This window comes from Paraburkholderia sp. BL6669N2, assembly GCF_003387275.1.
Classification (GTDB): domain Bacteria; phylum Pseudomonadota; class Gammaproteobacteria; order Burkholderiales; family Burkholderiaceae; genus Paraburkholderia.
In genome coordinates, this window is record NZ_QUNA01000001.1 from 4,787,434 (window position 1) to 4,805,940 (window position 18,507).

Annotated in this window: 19 protein-coding genes; 10 read left to right on the plus strand and 9 right to left on the minus strand. The window is 63.6% G+C overall.

What is annotated here, in order from left to right; translation table 11 throughout:
* The first annotated feature begins 26 nt into the window (after positions 1–26).
* A complete protein-coding gene (locus B0G80_RS21660) occupies positions 27–1,844 on the plus strand; it encodes a tetratricopeptide repeat protein (RefSeq protein ID WP_116119358.1) in 1,818 nt (605 codons plus the stop codon).
* A gap of 61 nt (positions 1,845–1,905) precedes the next feature.
* On the opposite strand, the gene B0G80_RS21665 is transcribed toward B0G80_RS21660, so the two are convergent.
* Complete coding sequence (locus B0G80_RS21665; protein ID WP_116119359.1) at positions 1,906–2,412, minus strand: OmpA family protein; 507 nt, start codon at positions 2,410–2,412, stop codon at positions 1,906–1,908.
* A gap of 240 nt (positions 2,413–2,652) precedes the next feature.
* On the opposite strand from B0G80_RS21665, the gene B0G80_RS21670 reads away from it, so the two are divergent.
* From B0G80_RS21670 to B0G80_RS21695, 6 genes are all read left to right on the plus strand, one after another.
* Positions 2,653–3,336: a chorismate lyase gene (locus B0G80_RS21670; RefSeq protein WP_116119360.1), complete on the plus strand. Its 684-nt coding sequence runs from the start codon at positions 2,653–2,655 to the stop codon at positions 3,334–3,336.
* Positions 3,336–3,809: a DNA-deoxyinosine glycosylase gene (locus B0G80_RS21675; protein ID WP_106280202.1), complete on the plus strand. Its 474-nt coding sequence runs from the start codon at positions 3,336–3,338 to the stop codon at positions 3,807–3,809. The genes B0G80_RS21670 and B0G80_RS21675 overlap by 1 nt, the downstream gene beginning before the upstream one ends.
* Positions 3,806–4,747 carry a spermidine synthase gene (locus B0G80_RS21680; protein ID WP_116119361.1) on the plus strand — a complete coding sequence of 314 codons (942 nt, stop codon included), beginning with the start codon at positions 3,806–3,808 and terminating at the stop codon, positions 4,745–4,747. The genes B0G80_RS21675 and B0G80_RS21680 overlap by 4 nt, the downstream gene beginning before the upstream one ends.
* A gap of 421 nt (positions 4,748–5,168) precedes the next feature.
* A complete protein-coding gene (locus B0G80_RS21685) occupies positions 5,169–5,408 on the plus strand; it encodes a DUF3311 domain-containing protein (protein WP_106280205.1) in 240 nt (79 codons plus the stop codon).
* Complete coding sequence (mctP, locus tag B0G80_RS21690) at positions 5,408–6,958, plus strand: monocarboxylate uptake permease MctP (RefSeq protein WP_116119362.1); 1,551 nt, start codon at positions 5,408–5,410, stop codon at positions 6,956–6,958. The genes B0G80_RS21685 and mctP overlap by 1 nt, the downstream gene beginning before the upstream one ends.
* Positions 6,959–7,107: 149 nt before the next feature.
* On the plus strand, positions 7,108–8,232 hold the full coding sequence (locus B0G80_RS21695; RefSeq protein WP_181919998.1) for an FUSC family protein: 1,125 nt from the start codon (positions 7,108–7,110) through the stop codon (positions 8,230–8,232).
* 112 nt (positions 8,233–8,344) lie between these two features.
* On the opposite strand, the gene B0G80_RS21700 is transcribed toward B0G80_RS21695, so the two are convergent.
* The 5 genes from B0G80_RS21700 to B0G80_RS21720 all read right to left on the minus strand — a co-directional run bounded on the left by B0G80_RS21700 (position 8,345) and on the right by B0G80_RS21720 (position 14,039).
* Positions 8,345–8,758, minus strand: a complete 414-nt coding sequence (locus B0G80_RS21700; RefSeq protein WP_116119363.1) for a VOC family protein — start codon at positions 8,756–8,758, stop codon at positions 8,345–8,347.
* Between the two features lie 475 nt (positions 8,759–9,233).
* Positions 9,234–10,187, minus strand: a complete 954-nt coding sequence (gene tal / locus B0G80_RS21705; RefSeq protein WP_106280210.1) for a transaldolase — start codon at positions 10,185–10,187, stop codon at positions 9,234–9,236.
* Between the two features lie 454 nt (positions 10,188–10,641).
* The gene (locus B0G80_RS21710; protein WP_116119364.1) at positions 10,642–11,862 is read right to left on the minus strand and encodes a benzoate/H(+) symporter BenE family transporter; all 1,221 of its coding nucleotides are present in this window, start codon (positions 11,860–11,862) and stop codon (positions 10,642–10,644) included.
* Between the two features lie 51 nt (positions 11,863–11,913).
* Positions 11,914–13,089 carry a VWA domain-containing protein gene (locus B0G80_RS21715; RefSeq protein ID WP_106280213.1) on the minus strand — a complete coding sequence of 392 codons (1,176 nt, stop codon included), beginning with the start codon at positions 13,087–13,089 and terminating at the stop codon, positions 11,914–11,916.
* Positions 13,090–13,196: 107 nt separating this feature from the next.
* The gene (locus B0G80_RS21720; protein WP_116119365.1) at positions 13,197–14,039 is read right to left on the minus strand and encodes a MoxR family ATPase; all 843 of its coding nucleotides are present in this window, start codon (positions 14,037–14,039) and stop codon (positions 13,197–13,199) included.
* Between the two features lie 479 nt (positions 14,040–14,518).
* On the opposite strand from B0G80_RS21720, the gene B0G80_RS21725 reads away from it, so the two are divergent.
* Positions 14,519–14,887 (plus strand): c-type cytochrome, encoded by a 369-nt coding sequence (locus tag B0G80_RS21725; RefSeq protein ID WP_106280215.1) that lies wholly within the window; start codon positions 14,519–14,521, stop codon positions 14,885–14,887.
* 59 nt (positions 14,888–14,946) lie between these two features.
* Entirely contained in the window at positions 14,947–15,330 is a 384-nt protein-coding gene (locus tag B0G80_RS21730; RefSeq protein WP_106280217.1) for a c-type cytochrome, read from the plus strand.
* 127 nt (positions 15,331–15,457) lie between these two features.
* Here B0G80_RS21730 and B0G80_RS21735 read toward each other — a convergent pair whose 3' ends face one another.
* The 3 genes from B0G80_RS21735 to rsxB form a co-directional block, all read right to left on the minus strand.
* Entirely contained in the window at positions 15,458–15,892 is a 435-nt protein-coding gene (locus B0G80_RS21735) for a DUF1841 family protein (protein WP_116119366.1), read from the minus strand.
* Between the two features lie 154 nt (positions 15,893–16,046).
* Entirely contained in the window at positions 16,047–16,691 is a 645-nt protein-coding gene (nth, locus tag B0G80_RS21740) for an endonuclease III (RefSeq protein ID WP_106280219.1), read from the minus strand.
* Positions 16,692–16,710: 19 nt separating this feature from the next.
* Positions 16,711–17,544 carry an electron transport complex subunit RsxB gene (gene rsxB / locus B0G80_RS21745; RefSeq protein WP_116119367.1) on the minus strand — a complete coding sequence of 278 codons (834 nt, stop codon included), beginning with the start codon at positions 17,542–17,544 and terminating at the stop codon, positions 16,711–16,713.
* Positions 17,545–17,786: 242 nt separating this feature from the next.
* Between rsxB and B0G80_RS21750 the strand changes: the two genes are divergently transcribed.
* Positions 17,787–18,419, plus strand: coding sequence for a TetR/AcrR family transcriptional regulator (locus tag B0G80_RS21750; RefSeq protein WP_012432273.1), 633 nt, complete (start codon positions 17,787–17,789; stop codon positions 18,417–18,419).
* Positions 18,420–18,507: the final 88 nt, after the last annotated feature.

Here is an 18,507-nt window from a genome sequence, read left to right on the forward strand (position 1 = left end):
GTCACTCACGCAACTGATCCACGTCGATGCACGAACCCGATTTCTCTCTCCCCACCAGCGTCTCCAACGATATCGGTGCAATCACCGCGCACGCCGACGCCTGCTTCGCGGCAGGGCGTCATGACATGGCGATTGTCGACTACGAACGCGTTCTCGCGACGCAGCCGCACAATGTGCACGCGCTCCATCGCCTTGGCCTTGCCCTGTTTCGCGTCGATCGGCTCGACCGTTCGCGCGTGTATTTCGATCAGGCATTGAATGTCGCACCTGAGCGCGCGGACATCTGGGAGCATCGCGGCTTGATCGCTGCGCTGGGCGGCGAGTTGATCGCGGCCGAAGCGTTCTACCATCGCGCCGTGGCTTTGAGTGGCGGCACTGCGAGCCTGCATCGCAATCTGGGCGATTGCCTGAAGCTTTCGAAGCGTCTCGTCGAAGCACGCGGACACTATCTCGAAGCGCTTGAACTCGAACCGACCTTACATCATGCCGTTCGCTCGCTCGCACGAATCAGTACCGAGCTCGAACGCTATCAGGACGCAGCGGACTACTGGCTGCGCGCGTGGTCGCTCGAGTCGACGCATCTGCCGGACGCGCTCGAATTGATAGCGGCGTTGTCGAAAGCGCATCGCGGCGCGGAGATCGACAGCGTGCTCGCCGACCTACGCATTCGCTTCGCCTCAGATGCGTCCGCGTTGCAACAGTTGGCCTTTGCATTGAACGAGGCAGAGCGTTTCAGGGACGCGATCAGCATCGCCATTGCAGCGCTCGCCGTCGATCCTCTCAACGGTTGGCTGCATCACAACGCGTCGTATGCGTTCAACATGCTGGGCGACTTCCCGGCCATGCATGCGCATGCCGTGGAAGCCGCGCGGCGGATGCCCGATCATCCGCTGATGCAATTCAACCTCGCAGCAGCGCAACTGCGCGCCGGCGACTACGAAAACGGCTGGAAGCAATATCGATGGCATGAAGCCCTGCCGGAAAATCACGATCTGGTTCGCCCCGCTTACCCAGAATGGCAAGGCGAGCGGGTAACGGGCCGCCGCTTTCTGCTGGTCGGCGAGCAGGGGCTGGGCGATCAATTGCAGTTCTTGCGTATGGCCGACTGGCTGCATCGGCGCGGCGCACAGGTCGACGTCTGGGTCGAGGCTCCGCTCGGCGAAGTGGCGCGAAGCGCGGCCGGCGTGCGTGCCGCGTGGACGAGCGCGCCGCCCGGTCCGTACGACTACTGGTGCCGCATGCTGAGCATGCCGGAGTCCATGAAGCTGGAGCTGCCGATGTTGCCGCTCACGACGTCTTATCTGCGAGCGGAACCGGCGCAGGTGCAACGCTGGCGGACCCGGCTCGACGCAATCGGTGCAGCCGATGCGCGCGAGCCACCTGGAAAACGCGTCGGCATTGTCTGGGCCGGCAATCCGGCGTACGAGCTCGACCGTTATCGGTCGATTCCGTTGCGTCAATGGCTGCCGGTTTTGCAGCAGACCGGCGTGCAATGGTTCGCGCTGCAAAAGGGTGAGACGCAGAACGACGCCGTGGCGTCGCGTGCGGATAGCAGCGTGCACAGACTCGGGCCGGAAATCGGCACGTTTGCCGATACGCTGGCGATCGTGCAGTCGCTCGATCTGGTGATTACGGTGGACACGGCGGTTGCTCATCTCGCCGGCGCCTGCGATACGCCCGTCTGGGTGCTGGTGCCCACGTTCACCGACTGGCGGTGGCTGACGGCGCGCGACGATAGTCCGTGGTATCCGTCCGCGCGACTGTTCAGGCAGCGCGAGTTGGGGCGTTGGGACACGGTGCTCGACGAGGTGGCGCAAGCATTGCGCGATTTTGTCGCTGACTGAAAGCCGGGCGGTCTGACAGGCGCCCGGCTTTTCAGTTGAAGGTCGCCGCGAATAGCTTCGCTTACTTCTTGCCCATCAAGGTATCCATCGTCTCGCCACGCACGACGATCTCGGTACGGCGGTTCAGCGCGCGGCCTTCGGGGGTATCGTTGGCCGCTACCGGGTTGTTGTACGCGTTGCCCTTCGTGCGAATGCGGTCCGTTGCGATGCCGCGCGCTACGAGCGCATAACCCACCGCGGTCGCGCGCGCTTCGGACAGTTGCTGGTTGTATTCGAGCGTGCCGACGTTGTCGGTGTAGCCCTCGACCACAATCGGTTTATTGCTGCGCTTGAGCAGCACGGCTGAACGATCGACCACAGCGGCCGCGTCGCCGCGCACGTCGGATTTGTTGAAATCGAACAGGGCGGTTTCGGGCAGCTTGACCGCGACACCGCCGGCGACCGGCGCCACCTCGATACCAACAGCCTTGTTCAACGACGTCTCCGTGTCGCGGTTCAGTTGCGCCGCGCAGCCTGTCACCAGCAGGACCGAGATCGCGCATGCGGTTGTGCTCAGAATATTCTTCATCTTCGTGTCTTTTCCTTGGTTGTGCGTTCATGTGGCGCGCCGTTCGATTGCGGGCGGCCGGCTTTGCAAAGCACGGAGGTTTTATCGCGCGACGCGAGTCGGGGAGAATCGGAACTATCTGAAATCGACACGCCGGTGAGAGCGCTTCGCTACCTCTGTCGTAATGGATGAAATCTGCTGAAGGGCAAGGCCTGGGCGTTGGCGAATGGTCCGACAGCCGCGCCGTTATAATCCGACACCATGTCCATCCGTTTCGATGCCGCCGACGCCCACTGGCGCGTCGCGCCCTTACCCGGCTTCAGCGCCGCCCAGAAAGACTGGCTGACCCGTGGTGGTTCACTGACCGCGCATCTGCGCGCGCTCGGCGCCGTCGCGGTACGCGTCACGCACGAAGGCGTCGCGCTGCCGTGGGCCGACGAGCGTGCCGCGCTCGGCCTCGTGTCGCGTGCGCCGGTCTGGGTTCGGGAAGTCGCGCTGTCGGTCGACGGCATACCGTTTGTCGCCGCGCATAGCGTCGCGCCGCTCGCCGCCAGCGCCGGTGTCTGGCAGGCCATGCGGCGTCTGCGCACGCGGCCGCTGGCTGAGTTGCTGTATAGCGATAGCAGCGTGGCGCGTTCGTCGCTGGTGAGCCGCAGGTTGACCGCGCGGCATCCGCTTTATCGTCTGGCCGCGCGTGAAATTGAAGGGTTGCCGCCGCACGCGTTGGTCGCGCGCCGCTCGGTATTCGAGCGCCACGGCGCGCCGTTGATGGTCACCGAATGCATGTTGCCCGCGTTATGGACGCATCTGGCAACCTTGTCCGGCGCGAGCCGGTCGCACGAGCGGCTCGCGCATCCGCGGGTGCGCGAACACGGCCGTCCGCTCGAGCACACCGCATCCCGCGCGCATCCCGCGATGCGCGCGTCCGACGAAGGGAGCCGCTGATGCTGCGCGGTTTTCCTCCGGTCGCCGCCGCGGATACGCATACGCTGATTCTCGGCAGTTTTCCCGGCGAGGCGTCGCTCGCCGCGACGCAGTACTACGCGCATCCCCGTAACCAGTTCTGGCGCCTGCTCGGCGCCGTGCTCGACGAGCCGCTCGCCGAACTCACTTACGAGGAGCGTTTGCGCCGCCTGCTCGCGCACGGCATCGGCGTGTGGGACGTGCTCGCCGCCTGCACGCGCGAAGGCAGTCTCGATGCCGCGATCCGCAACGCCAGTCCGAATGATTTCGCCTCGCTGCGCGCGCACGCGCCGAAGCTCGCCAAAGTCTGCTTCAACGGCAAGACGGCGGGCCGCTTTGCGCCGGTGATCGGCGCGGCGGGCTATGCCACCCTCGTATTGCCTTCGTCGAGTCCGGCGAATGCTATGCTCTCGTTCGACCAGAAATTGCGTCTTTGGCGCGACATCCTTACATGACGAAATTGATCAGGCGCGCTTCCGCTGAAGCGCGTGCCTTCCGCAACCGCGACGCTGACGCCGCCGGTGGAAAACAGAAATCGCACAAACCGCAGAAATCGCAGAACGCCGCGCGCAACAAAACGCGCGTTTCGCACGACGACGATCTGCACGACGCGCCGCAAATCGAAGCGCCGCGCAAGCCGCGCTTCGCGCCGGTGACGTTCTCCGAAGAAGGCGGCGTGCGCTTCCTGCATTTCGGCACGGAGTGGGTGCAAGGCGCGATGCGTCTGCGCAAGCCGGATCACATCGAACTCGAGTACGCGCAGCAGATGATGGCCTGGCTGCTGTTTATCGAAACGCCCAAGCGCATCGTCCAGCTCGGTCTGGGCGCCGCGGCGCTGACCAAGTTCGCGCATCGCTTCCTGAAACGCGCGAAGGTCGAGGCGGTGGAAGTGAACCCCGCGGTCGTCGTGGCCGCGCGCACGATGTTCGAGCTGCCGCACGACGACGCCCGTCTGACCGTGCATGAAGCCGACGCATGGGATTTCGTCAACGACGGCGCCAACCACGGCACGATCGGCGCGTTGCAGATCGACGTCTATGACGCGACGGCGCGCGGTCCGGTGCTCGACAGCGTCGGCTTCTATCGTGCGGTGCGTGCGTGCCTGACCGACGCGGGCGTGGTGACGGTGAACCTGTTCGGCGATCACCCGAGCTTCGTGCGCAACATGAAGCGTCTGAACGAAGCCTTCGACGGCCGCGTGGTCGCGCTGCCGGAAGTGCACGACGGCAACCGCATCGCGATCGCGTTTTCGGGCCCGGCGCTCGAGGTGCCGTTCGCGGCGCTGCAGGCGCGCGCCAGGCTGATCGAAGCGGAACTCGGTCTGCCTGCGCGCAAATGGATCAAGGGCCTGCAGGAATCGACCGGGCAAAACGGCGCCGCGTTCTCGATCTGATTGCAACGACCCATGCGCTCGGGCCGCGCAAGCCGGTCCGATCCAAAGCAGTGCATGGACTAAGTGTCGCAGCCGGCGCGCCGCGCGCCGTTGCGCCCACGCGACGTTCGCGGCCCTCATCCATTGCGCATTGAACAGCCGGCCTCTTCCTCGCGATGCGGGCCGGCCTGCCAGACCCAAGCGGCACGGCCTGATGCGCCTCGCCGCAGCGCTTTCACTCCTCTTGCTGGAACACCTCGGCGCCGACCTCGAAAGCGCGATCGTGCTGGGGTCGCCCCTGCTTGACCGCGCTCTCGCCGCTCCTATACTCTTTCGAAGCTTTCGGGGCGCCCGTGGGCATTCGCGGGGCCACCCCTCGCAGCGGGATCCACCACCCGTCAAACACGGGCCAACATTTCAATAATAGGGAAGAGGAGACGTCATGGCTCACGACGCCGACGCGAACAAAGCCAGCAAGCACTGGCTCTGGTTGCTGCTGTTGCCCTGGATCGCGATGATCTGGGTGCCGTCATATAACAAGGTCGAACCGGTGCTGTTCGACTTTCCGTTCTTCTACTGGTATCAGCTCCTGTGGGTGCTGATCAGCGCAATCATCACGGCGCTCGTGTACTTCAAAACCAAGACGCGCTCCAGCGGCCGTCCGCAGGGGGGCGCACGATAATGAACGCCATTGCAACTTTCGTCTTCGTTCTGTTTTTCATCGGCGTCACGATTCTCGGCTTTATTGCGGCCCACTGGCGGCGCGGCGATCTGGCGCATCTGGAAGAGTGGGGCCTCGGCGGCCGGCGCTTCGGCACCATCGTTACGTGGTTCCTGCTGGGCGGCGACCTGTACACCGCGTACACCTTCATCGCCGTGCCGGCGCTGGTGTTCGGTGCGGGCGCAACGGGTTTCTTCGCGCTGCCTTACACGATCCTGATCTATCCGTTCGCGTTCGTCGTGTTCCCGAAACTGTGGAGCATCGCCAAACGTCAGGGCTACGTGACATCGGCGGACTTCGTGTCGGCGCGCTATGGCAGCCGCATGCTCGCTCTGGCGATCGCCGTGACCGGCATCGTCGCGACCATGCCGTACATCGCGCTGCAACTGGTCGGGATCGAAGTGGTGATCGGCGCGCTCGGTTTCGACACCAAGGGCTTCGTCGGCGATCTGCCGCTGATCATCGCGTTCGCGATCCTGGCGGCGTACACGTACACCTCGGGTCTGCGCGCGCCGGCCATGATCGCGGTGGTCAAGGACGTGCTGATCTACATCACGATCTTCGCCGCGATCATCGTGATTCCGCCGCAACTGGGCGGCTTCGGTCACATCTTCAGCGTGGTGCCGCCCGCCAAGCTGCTGCTGAAGGCGCCGGACGTCTCGAGCCTGAACGGCTACAGTGCGTACGCGACGCTCGCGGTGGGTTCGGCGCTCGCGCTGTTCCTGTACCCGCACTCAATCACGGCGGTGTTGTCGTCGAAGTCGGGTAACACGATCCGCCGCAATATGGCGATGCTGCCGGCTTACTCGCTGGTGCTCGGCCTGCTCGCGCTGCTCGGCTTCATGGCTTTGGCTTCGGGCGTGAAGGACATGCCTGAGTTCGCGCCTTACTTCAAGGCGTTCGGTCCGAACTTCGCGGTGCCGGCGCTGTTCCTGCATTACTTCCCGTCGTGGTTCGTGGGCGTGGCGTTCGCGGCGATCGGCATCGGCGCGCTGGTGCCGGCGGCGATCATGTCGATTGCGGCGGCGAACCTGTACACGCGCAACATCCACAAGGAGTTCGTCAACCGCAACATGACGCATGAGCAGGAGACCAATGTCGCGAAGCTGGTCTCGCTGATCGTCAAGGTCGGCGCGGTGGCGTTCATTCTCGGCCTGCCGCTCACGTATGCGATCCAGTTGCAGCTGCTTGGCGGTATCTGGATCATCCAGACGCTGCCGGCCATCGTGCTCGGTCTGTACACGCGCGTGCTCGACTATCGCGGCCTGCTGGCGGGCTGGGCGGTCGGTATCGCAACCGGCACGTGGATGGCGATTTCGCTGAAGCTGGCCGGCTCGATCTTCACGATCCACCTGTTCGGCATGGCGATTCCGGGCTACGCCGCGGTGTGGTCGCTGATCGTGAATCTGGTGGTGGCGGTGGTGGTGAGCTTGCTGGTGCGCGCGGTCGGCATGCAGCGCGCCGAAGACCGTACCCGTCCGGAAGACTATCTGGACGTGGTCGAAAGCTGATCAAGGCATGCTTCATGTCGTGCCGCACTACGCGCGCGACAGCCTGAAAACAGCAACGCCCGCACACGAAAGTGTGCGGGCGTTTGTCTTGATGAGGCAGTCCAGGGCAGGATAGCAGAACCGTCCTTCACCGTATCGAGCGCGCCGCCATGGCTTCTGCCGGTTCCCACACTGTGATTCCACGCCGCTCGGCGCTCAGCCGGATGGTTCGCGCGGTTACGTCGCCTTACTACCGCTATCGCCACGCCAAGGTGCTGCACAGTCTGCGTGTCGGGCTGGCCATGCTGGTGTCGATTCTGGCGACCACCGGCATCGACATTCCGCACGGCATCTGGTCGTCGGTCACTTTGCTGGTGGTGATCGGCGGCTTGCAGCATCACGGCAACATCCGCAAGAAGGCGGCGGAGCGGGCGGCGGGCACGCTGCTCGGGGCGTCGATCGGGCTCGCACTGATCGTGTTGCAGAACCTGACCGACTCGCCGCCGCTCACTTACGTGCTGATGTCGATCGCCGCGGGCATCTGCGCATGGTTTGCGATCGGCTCGTCGGGCTATATCGGGCTGTTGACGGCGATCACCATGTGCATCGTCGCGGGCCACGGTGACAACCAGATCGACGTCGGCCTGTGGCGCACGGCGAACGTGCTGATCGGCATTATGATCGCGCTGGCGTTTTCGTTTGCGCTGCCGCTGCATGCCACCTATTCGTGGCGCTATGGGCTCGCGACCAATCTGCGCGAATGCGCGCGCATCTACACGCGGCTGCTGGAGGGCGAGACCATCAGCGAGGAAGAGCAGGTCAAGCGCTTTCTGGCGATCAACAAGCGGCTCGTGCAATTGCGTTCGCTGATGCCTTCGGTGGCGAAGGAAATCGAGGTGCCGCAGTCGAAGCTCGAAGAGATTCAGCGGCTGCACCGCTCGGTGCTCAGTTCGCTGGAGTTGCTCGCCACTGGTCCGCTAATGCACGCCGACGCCACGGCGCGCGCCGCGTACGCCGAGCAATGCGGCGTCGAGGTGCGCACCGTGCGGGCGATTTTGCTGGCGATGGCGCGCGGCCTGCGCTTTGGCCGGGCGACGCACTTCGGCATTCCGTCCGCGTCGGCGCTCGCGCAGACGCACGGCGACGCGGCGCTGAGGCTGCCGCCCGAATTTCAGGGGCCGTACTGGCTTGGACAACGGCTTGCCGAACAGGTGGACCGCCTGCGCGAGCGGTTGCTGGAAACCGAGCCGAACTGGAACATCGAACGCCGCGCGCGGCCGTTACTGAAGATTTGAGCCGGTCGGCGCCCACTCCCAGGGGCGCCGTGGTCGCCTGACCGAACCGAGCGCGGCAACCGCAGCAATCACTGCGAGCGTACGCGCTCATTGTCGTGCACAGCGCCGTGGCTCAACCTTCTGGCACTGTCACCATCCACATGAGACCGAAGCGGTCGACCACCATCCCGAAGCCTTTGCTCCAGAAGGTTGGCTGAAACGGGAGTGTCACCTGACCGCCGTCTGCGAGCGCGTCGAAGAACTGTTCGGCGGACTTGGCGTCGTCGGCGGTCAGAGAGAGGCTGAAGCCATTCATGGTGGCGGCGGGATCGCAATGACCGTCGGAGGCCATCCAGTCGGTCGAGCCCATGCGCACATTGGCGTGCATGATCTTTTCTTCGAGACCGGGTCGCGGCTGGTTTTGCGGATCGGGCGGCGCGTCCTTGTAGCGCATCTTGAGGGTCACCTGAGCGCCGAGCTTTGCGCAATAGTAGTCGAGCGCTTCCTCGCACCGTCCATTAAAAAATACGTAAGGCTGAACCACCATGATCGTCTCCGGAAGGAGTGAGCAGCGCGAAATTCCCGCAAGAGCCCACATTGAAGAAGTACCGCGACGGCGCGCGCAGCGCCGCCGGAAGAATGAGCGCCTTGTCACTGACGCGGAGTGTGCGAGGACACAGATTCCAGATGCGCCACTACCGTGACAGCGCGACGGGCCCGCTTATGAGCTGGCGGTGTGAAGCGGCTTTCTTTGCCTACTTTCTTTGCCGCGGCAAAGAAAGTAGGTGCCGCCCCGCACAGGGGCGACGCTAATAGACCACCATAAAGCGCCCATGCAGAGGATTCTAGACGCCGACGAGCGCCCAATTGTGACTAAATGTCGTAAGCCCAGCGGCGCCCCCACCGCGCATCAAATGCAACAGCAAACCGACGCCGCAGGTGAGTAAACGACACACGGCCCTGAACCGCAAAGTCCAAGGCCGCGTACACGCAGCGCCGACAAAAACCAGCGCAACCGAACCTTACCGCAATGCTTCGATCAACTTCTCCAACTTAACCGCATCAGCGGCAAACGCCCGAATCCCTTCAGCGAGCTTCTCAGTCGCCATAGCCTCATCATTGACGAGAAACCGGAACGACGCTTCATCAACCGGCACGCGTTCAATATCCGCATCTTTAGCGCTATCCGGCGACAGCTTCCGCTCCACCTTTTCCGTGCTCTCATGCAGCTTCTGCAGCAGATCCGGACTGATAGTCAGCAGATCGCACCCCGCCAGTTCGAGAATCTGCCCCGGCGTGCGAAAACTCGCGCCCATCACCTCAGTCTTGTAGCCGAACTTCTTGTAGTACGCGTAAATGCGGCGCACCGATTTAACGCCCGGATCATTGGCGCCGCCGTCTTTCGCTTCGTCCCACGCGCTGCCGGCGTTCTTCTTGTACCAGTCGTAAATCCGCCCGACGAACGGCGAGATCAACTGTGCACCAGCCTCGGCACAGGCCGCCGCCTGAGCGAGCGAGAACAGCAGCGTCATGTTGCAGTGAATGCCTTCCTTCTGCAGCACTTCAGCCGCGCGGACACCTTCCCACGTGGAAGCCAGCTTGATCAGCACGCGTTCGCGGCCGATACCGTGCTCCTTGTACAGCGAGATCAGTTCGCGGCCTTTGGCGATCGACGCTTCGGTGTCGAACGAGAGGCGCGCGTCCACTTCCGTCGATACGCGGCCCGGAATGATCTTGAGAATTTCGGTGCCGAAGGCGATCAGCAACTGGTCGATGATCGCGCCGACCGGCTTCGACGCGTGAGCCTTCACGGTCTTTTCCAGCAGCGGCTTGTAATCGTCTTTCTGCACCGCTTTCAGAATCAGCGACGGATTGGTGGTCGCGTCCTGCGGCTTGTACTGGGCAAGCTGCTGGAAGTCGCCGGTATCGGCCACGACGGTGGTGTATTGCTTGAGTTGATCGAGTGCGGTTGTCATGTTCGAGCCTTCAAGGCGCGTGCGCGCCGTGGTTCAGGAGAAATGAGGTTGCCACCGGTCTGAAACGCAAACCAGTTCCGGCGGCCGCGGGTCACGCTGCAGCGCTGCCCGTCATCGTGCCGTGGAATTTTGACGGAAAGCACTGCCGGATGCTTCTATTCTATGGCGGATCGGCTGATGCAGTGTTGACACTTGCCCATGGCGATCCGTTCACATCGAATTCACGCGGCATTTTCCGCCCATCGATCCAGCGCTGACCGATTCTGCCGAGCGGATTTTACCGACTGAATATTGCCACCCGATTTTGCCGGCAACTGGCGACAGGCGGCCGGAGGCCGAGCCGTTGCCTCGCACAGTGCGAGCATCAAGCGCGCAGGGCGTTCAACACCCGCTCCGCGGCAGCGCGGCTGTCGCCCGCCGCCAGATCACCAAGCCGCCTCGCGCCGCACGCGCATCAAGCCCGCCGCGCATTCAACACGACTTGCGTCAGCACACCCGCCACCAGGCCCCAGAAAGCCGAACCGATGGACAGCAAAGTCAGCCCCGACGCCGTCACCATGAACGTGACCAGCGCCGCCTCGCGTTGCTTCAGGTCCTGCATCGCGTTGGCGAGCCCGCTCATGATCGAGCCGAACAACGCCAGCGCCGCGACGGACACCACCAGCGCCTTTGGCAAGGCCGCAAACAGCGCGGCGATGGTCGCGCCGAAAACCCCGGCGATCAGGTAGAAGATGCCGCACCACACCGCCGCCATATAGCGCTTGTTGCGGTTTTCGTGCGCTTCGGGGCCGGTGCAGATCGCCGCGGTGATCGCCGCAAGATTGATGCCGTGCGAACCGAACGGCGCGAGCAGCAACGAGGCGATGCCGGTGGTCGAAATCAGCGGCGCCGAGGGCGTGGTGTAGCCGTCCGCGCGCAGCACGGCGATGCCCGGCACGTTCTGCGACGCCATTGCCACGACAAACAGCGGAATTCCGATGCTGACGCCGGCCGCTACCGAAAACGCCGGCATCGTGAACACCGGATGCGCCAGCGCGACGTGAAAGCGGCTGAAGTCGAGCAGCCCGAGCCCGCCGGCAGCCGCGGTGCCGACGATCAGCGTCGTGACGATCGCGTAGCGCGGCGCGAGCCGTTTGACGATCAGATAGGTGAAGAACATCGTCAACACGAGCGCGGTCTGGAATTGCGCGGCGCGGAAAATCTCGATGCCGATCTCGAACAGGATGCCCGCCAGCAAAGCCGAGGCGATGCCCGCCGGAATCTTCTTCATCAGCGTGTCGAACCAGCCGGTCAGGCCGACCACCGTAAGCAGCAGCGCGCAGACGATAAACGCGCCGATCGCCTCCGCATACGGCACGTGCGGCAGCGACGACACCAGCAGCGCCGCGCCGGGCGTCGACCAGGCGATCACGATCGGCGCGCGAAAGCGCAGCGACAGCCCGATCGTGCAGACGGCCATGCCGATCGACAAGGCCCAGATCCACGACGAAATCTGCGCGTCGGATAGATGCGCGGCCTGGCCGGCCTGGAACATCAGCACGAGCGAACTAGTGTAGCCGGTCATCATCGCGACAAAACCGGCGACGATGGCGGACAGCGACGTGTCGGCGAAAGGATTGAGGCGCCCGGGCGGCGCGGCGGCCGGGGACAAATGGGGCGTGCTAGACGGACTCATGCAGATGCTTTCTTATCGAAGATGGTAAGGCGAAGGTAGAACGTGCCCCGGCTATTTGCTCAGCATGCGCATGGCGGCCTCGAGGCCGGCGAGCGTGAGCGGGTACATGCGATGGCCGAGCACTTCGCGGATCGCGCTGACCGACTGCCGGTACGCCCACAAGCCTTCCGGTTCGGGATTGAGCCACGCGTGATGCGGGAAATGATCGGCGAGCCGGCGCAGCCACACCGCGCCGGCTTCGGCGTTGTTGTACTCCACCGAGCCGCCCGGCTGCAGGACTTCGTACGGGCTCATGGTCGCGTCGCCGACGAAAATCAGCTTGTAGTCCGACGTGAATTTGTGTAGCACGTCCCACGTCGGCATGCGCTCGGCGTGACGGCGGCGGTTGTTTTTCCACAGAAAGTCGTACACGCAGTTGTGGAAATAGTAGAACTCCAGGTGCTTGAACTCGGCTTTGGCGGCGGAGAACAGCTCCTCGGTGCGCTTGATGTGATCGTCCATCGAGCCGCCCACGTCGAGCAGCATCAGCACTTTCACTTTGTTATGCCGCTCGGGCACCATCTTCAGATCGAGCCAGCCGGCGTTCGCGGCCGTGCTGCGGATCGTGTCGGGCAGATCGAGCTCTTCGGCGGCGCCTTCGCGAGCGAAGCGGCGCAGGCGGCGCAGCGCGATCTTGATGTTGCGCGTGCCGATTTCCACCTGGTCGTCGTAATCGCGATAGGCGCGCGCTTCCCAGACCTTGACGGCGGTGCGGTTGCCCGCCGCGTCGCCGCCGATGCGCACGCCCTCCGGGTTGTAGCCGCCATTGCCGAACGGCGACGTGCCGCCCGTGCCGATCCACTTGCTGCCGCCTTCGTGGCGCTCCTTCTGCTCGTCGAACAGTTCCTTCAGGCGCTCCATGAGCTTGTCGAGGCCACCCATTGCCTCGATCTGCGCTTTTTCTTCCGGCGACAGGTCGCGTTGCAGCTTCTTTTTCAGCCAGTCGAGCGGGATGTCGAAGGCGAGCTCCGAAGCTTGCGCGACGCCTTTGAAATACGCGCCGAACGCCTGGTCGAACTTGTCGAAGTACTGCTCGTCCTTGACCAGCGTGATGCGCGCGAGATAGTAGAACTCGTCGAGCGACGGCGCGATCACGTTGGCCTTGAGCGCCTCGAGCAACGTCAGGTATTCCTTCACCGACACCGGCAGTTTGGCGGCGCGCAGCGAGTAGAAGAAGTCGATCAGCATGCTGGGTCCTCTGCGGCGGCGGGTGGTCGGGGCGGCGCGCTTTTCAGTGGCGGCCTCGCGACCATCCGGGTCTTGGTCACGATCATCGGCGCTCGTTGAACGCTCGTTCAACGGTTATTGCGGTTCATGAAGATCAGCCGCTCGAACAGACTCACGTCCTGCTCGTTTTTCACCAATGCGCCATGCAGCGGCGGAATGATCTGCTTCTGGTCGGACGAGCGCAGCGCTTCCGGCGGAATGTCTTCGGCGAGCAGCAGCTTGAGCCAGTCGAGCAGTTCTGAGGTGGACGGCTTCTTCTTCAATCCTGCGACATTGCGCAATTCGAAAAAGCTCTGCATGGCGGCCGCGAGCAATTCCTTCTTGATGCCGGGGTAGTGCACCTCGACGATCTGCTGCATGGTGACCGGATCGGGGAACTTGATGTAGTGGAAGAAGCAGCGGCGCAGGAACGCGTCCGGCAGCTCCTTCTCGTTGTTAGACGTGATGATCACGAGCGGGCGCTGTTTCGCGCGGATCAGCTCGTGCGTCTCGTACACGTAGAACTCCATGCGGTCAAGTTCGCGCAGCAAATCGTTCGGAAATTCGATGTCGGCCTTGTCGATCTCGTCGATCAGCAGCACGGTTTGCTCGTCCGACTCGAACGCCTGCCACAGCACGCCCTTGACGATGTAGTTGCGGATGTCCTTGACGCGCTCGTCGCCGAGTTGCGAATCGCGCAGGCGCGACACCGCGTCGTATTCGTACAGACCCTGCTGCGCCTTGGTGGTGGACTTGATGTGCCATTGCAGCAGCGGCATGCCGAGCGCGGCGGCGACTTCTTCGGCGAGCATGGTTTTGCCCGTGCCGGGCTCGCCCTTGATCAGCAGCGGGCGCTTGAGCGTCATCGCGGCGTTGACCGCGAGCTTGAGGTCGTCGGTGGCGACGTACTGCGATGAGCCTTCGAAACGCATGGCGAGCTGCTCTTTTCGGGAAAAACCCCAGTATAAGTCAGAAGACCTGTTGGCCTGAAACCGCCTCGCGTAAGGTGTCATCCGCGGTGCCGTGGCGTGAAGCGAGTGCGCACGCGGCGTCCGCGAGCGGGCCGAAAGCTCGCCCGGCGCGCCCGGTGGGCGGGCACGCCGGGCGAGAGCGGGCTGGGCGGGCGTCGGTTGCCGTGCTGGCCGCGGTATCGAACGGGTGCGCACCGGTGTGAGCAGCCCATATGCGACGGTGGCCGCCATGCCCCGCGGATTGGCTGCGGCGAAGCAAAGCGGCGCTAGCCGTGGCTTTGCGGCGGCCGGACGCGCCGCAGCCCCGCGCGGTGGACGTTCGGCGCGGCGTCGCGGTACAATTAGCCCGATTTTTTTGGCCTGCGTGGCTCCCTATAAGAATAACGGCGCGGGCCGTTGCCTTCTGGTCGCCCGTTTCCCCTCAAGCCAGGTTACATGCTATGAATAAATTCGTTGGCAAAAACGTCGTGATCGCAGCGCTGTCGGTGCTCGCGGGCTATACGGCCAGTGCGCAGGCAGCGGATGTCGTCGGCAACGCGAAGGCGGGCCAAGGCAAGGTCGCGATGTGTATTGGCTGCCACGGCATCCCTGAATACCGCACGGCTTACCCTGAGGTCTACCGCGTGCCAATGCTCGGCGGGCAGAACCAGGCGTACCTCGAGAACGCCCTGCATGGCTACAAGAAGGGCGACCGCCATTTCGAAACAATGCGCGCCATTACCGCGTCGCTGTCGGATCAGGACATCGCCGACATCGCGGCCTACTACGCAGCGCAAAATTCCTCTTCGAAGAGCAATCCCGACAAGTGACCGGCTGCGGCTCGTCCATCCAGTCACTCGGCTAATAAATTCGCGGGATAGGAGAATTCATGAATAAGCCCCAACAGGCACTCCACACGGTGTTCAAGGCTGCATGCGCGTCGGCGGCAGTGATCGGTCTGGTTGCAGCGAACCTCGCGCACGCGGCCGACGCAGGCAACGGCAAGGTGCTGTCCGACAGCCACAACTGCGCGGCGTGCCACGGCGTGAACCTGAACAAGCCGGTGAGCCCGGAATATCCGAAGCTCGCGGGTCAGCATTCCGACTATGTCTACTTTGCGCTGCGTCAGTATCAGATGGGCAACGGCAACCCGCATTTCGGTCGCAACAACCCGATCATGCAGGCGCAAGTGCAAAGCCTGTCGCAAAGCGATATGAAAGACATCGCGGCTTATGTCGAATCGCTGAACGGCGATCTGGTGCAGAAGAAGTAAGCGCGTCGCACCATCTTCGCGCTGCTTTCGGATTGAACGACACCCCGCTTCGGCGGGGTGTTGTGCTTTTGGAGCCGTGGTCTTTGCCCGCTCGCCCCCGCTCGCCCTTGTACGCGCGATGCTGGCCTCAATCGCGCGTGGCGCGCCGCTCGATGCGTTGCAGATACGCGTTCGTGTCCGGCGGCGTGCCGGTGCGCTGCGCTTCCCAGATGGTTTCGCCGAGGCAGTCCATGATCGCGTGCTGCGCTTCGTGGGTCGAGCCGAGGCGTGCGGCAAGCCGTTCATGCGCCGCGCGAATGCCGGGCGGCTGGTCGATCGACAACTGTTCGGTGATCGCCAGATGCATCGACAGATGCAGAAACGGGTTGGTCTGGCCGCGTTCGGGCGAGTAGTCCTGTGCCTGGGCGGCGTCGCCGTCGGTCAGGTCGGCGTGGTATTCGGGGTGTTCGACGATCCAGTCGGCGGCAATGGCCTCCAGCGGCGTCAGAATTTCGCCTTTGCGCTGCTTGCGCCAGGTGTCGGTGAAGAAGAGACGGACTTCGTCGCGGCTGGGATTGAACATCGTGAGACCGTTGCGTTGAGTGGGGCGTGGGACGTGAGCCTGCGAAGGCGTCAGTTCGCGAAGCGGACGAGCCGACGAGGCAGGGCGTCATTTTACGCCGGGGCGGCGCGAGCTGCTGGCGGCGCTCCGGCGCTGAGCGAGGCGCCGGTTGCGCCTACAGATCCGGCGGGGGCGTTTTCGGCCGGAACTCGCACAGTGGCTCGATCACGCAATGCCAGCATTCAGGCCGGCGCGCCTTGCACACATAGCGGCCGTGCAGGATCAGCCAGTGGTGCGCGTCCTGCTTGAACTCGGCGGGCGTGAATTTCTCCAGCGCCACTTCGACCGCGCGAACGTCCTTGCCGGGCGCGAGGCCGGTTCGATTCGCAACCCGAAAGATGTGCGTGTCGACCGCAATGGTCGGATGACCAAACGCCGTGTTCAGAATCACATTGGCCGTTTTCCGTCCGACGCCCGGCAGACTTTCGAGCGCTTCGCGATCCTCGGGCACTTCGCCGCCGTACTGGTCGAGCAGAATGCGGCAAGTCGCGATGACGTTCTTCGCCTTGGTGCGATAGAGGCCGATAGTCTTGATGTAGGCGGTCACGCCTTCCTCGCCCAGATCGAAAACCTTCTGCGGCGTGTTCGCGACCGGGAACATCTTGCGCATGGCCTTGTTGACCGACACGTCGGTGGCCTGCGCGGACAGCAACACAGCGATCAGCAGTTCGAACGGAGTGGTGTACTCGAGTTCGGTTGTCGGATGAGGATTGAGACTCTGAAGCGTCTCGTAGATGGCGCGGCGTTTGTTCGCATTCATGCTGGACGTGACGGTGCGGTTAGCGCTTGTCGGACGGCGTGCCGGTGTCGTCCGCGGCGAGGCCGAGACGGCGGCGGCGCGCTTCGGCGGCGTCGATCTGCGCCTGCACGTCCGCGCTCACGCGCTCGGTGTTGAGTGGGCCCTGGCCTTTGGCGGCCAGTTCCTCTTTCTTCTTGCGAGCACGTTCGAGCGCGGCCTGGATGATCGCGCGTTTCTTCGCATCGGCGTCGTCCGCGGCGGGTGCAGCCGATGGCGTCGCCTCGCTGGCCGCAGTTGTTTCGGTAACCTGAGCAGTGAGAGTGCTGCCTGCTCGCCGCGCTGCAGCACGTGCTTCGGCGGCCTCGCGCTCGCGTGCGAGACGCGCTTCGCGCCGGTCGTGGCGTGCGCGCGCGGCGTCGGCCTGCGCCTGGCTCCATGCATTCCAACCGGTCGCTTCACCCGTGACCGGCGGCAAGGCGATGCAGTCGACGGGGCAGGGCGGCACGCACAGGTCGCAGCCGGTGCAGAGCTCGACGATCACCGTATGCATCTGTTTCGGTGCGCCAACTATTGCATCGACCGGACAGGCCTGCATGCACAACGTGCAACCGATGCAAACTTGCTCGTCGATAACCGCCAACGGGCGCGGCCTTTCGACGCCATTGGCGGAATTGAGCGGAATCACCGGCTTGCCGAGCAACGCGGCAAGCCGCGCGATGCCCTCGGCGCCGCCCGGCGGGCATTGGTTGTAATTGGCCTTGCCGCTTGCAACGGCTTCGGCATAGGGGCGGCATGCGGGGTAACCGCACTTGGTGCATTGCGTCTGGGGGAGCAGATCTTCGATGCGGTCTGCGAGGGTTCTGGTATCTGTCACGGTCACGGCGTGGGGCTCTGACTGGTGCTTTGGCTTGCGGCCGCACAGCTTGAACTAAATAGCACATTATCGCCGATTTCCCCAATTGCCATCCGCAATCCATGTGCCATAATCGAAGCGCTTTTTCGAAAGACCGCAGAAGGGTATTCCCCCAACCAGCCCGTTCAGTGCTGTCGGTGCAAGGCCCGAGGAGAGGCCGGCGGCGCGATCCGGATAACGCGGCTCACGAAGACGATGCCACCATGAATCAGCCGAAAATCAAAAGAGATCCTGAAGGCACACGGCGCCGCATTCTGCTCGCGGCGGCCGAAGAGTTTGCAAATGGTGGGCTATTCGGCGCGCGCGTCGATCAGATCGCTCGCCGCGCGGAAACGAATGAGCGCATGCTCTATTACTACTTCGGTAGCAAGGAGCAACTGTTTACCGCGGTACTCGAGCACGCGTTCAGCGCGCTCAACGAAGCGGAGCGCACGCTCGAACTCAATGGCATTGCCCCGGTCGAGGCCATCACGCGTCTCGCGCATTTTGTTTGGGATTACTACCGCGATCATCCCGAGTTGCTGCGTCTCATCAATAACGAGAATCTGCACGAAGCACGCTATATGCAGAAGTCCACGCGCATCCGCGAAATGATCTCGCCGATCGTCGCCACGCTCGGCGGCATTCTCGAACGCGGTCAACGCGCGGGGCTGTTTCGCACCAATGTCGATCCGCTGCGCTTCTATGTCACGCTGTCCGGCATGGGCTATTACATCGTGTCGAACCGCTTCACGCTCGAAGCCACGCTCGGCCGCGACTTCAGCAGTGCCAGCGAGCGCAGTGAAGTGATTCAGATGAACACCGAGTTGCTGCTCGCCTATCTGTTGCGGAAGTAACGTCGCGCCGCGCACCGAGGCTTCGGGATCCTCATAAACGACAACGGCCTCCGAAGAGGCCGTTGTTTATCGACTATGCGTGCGACGC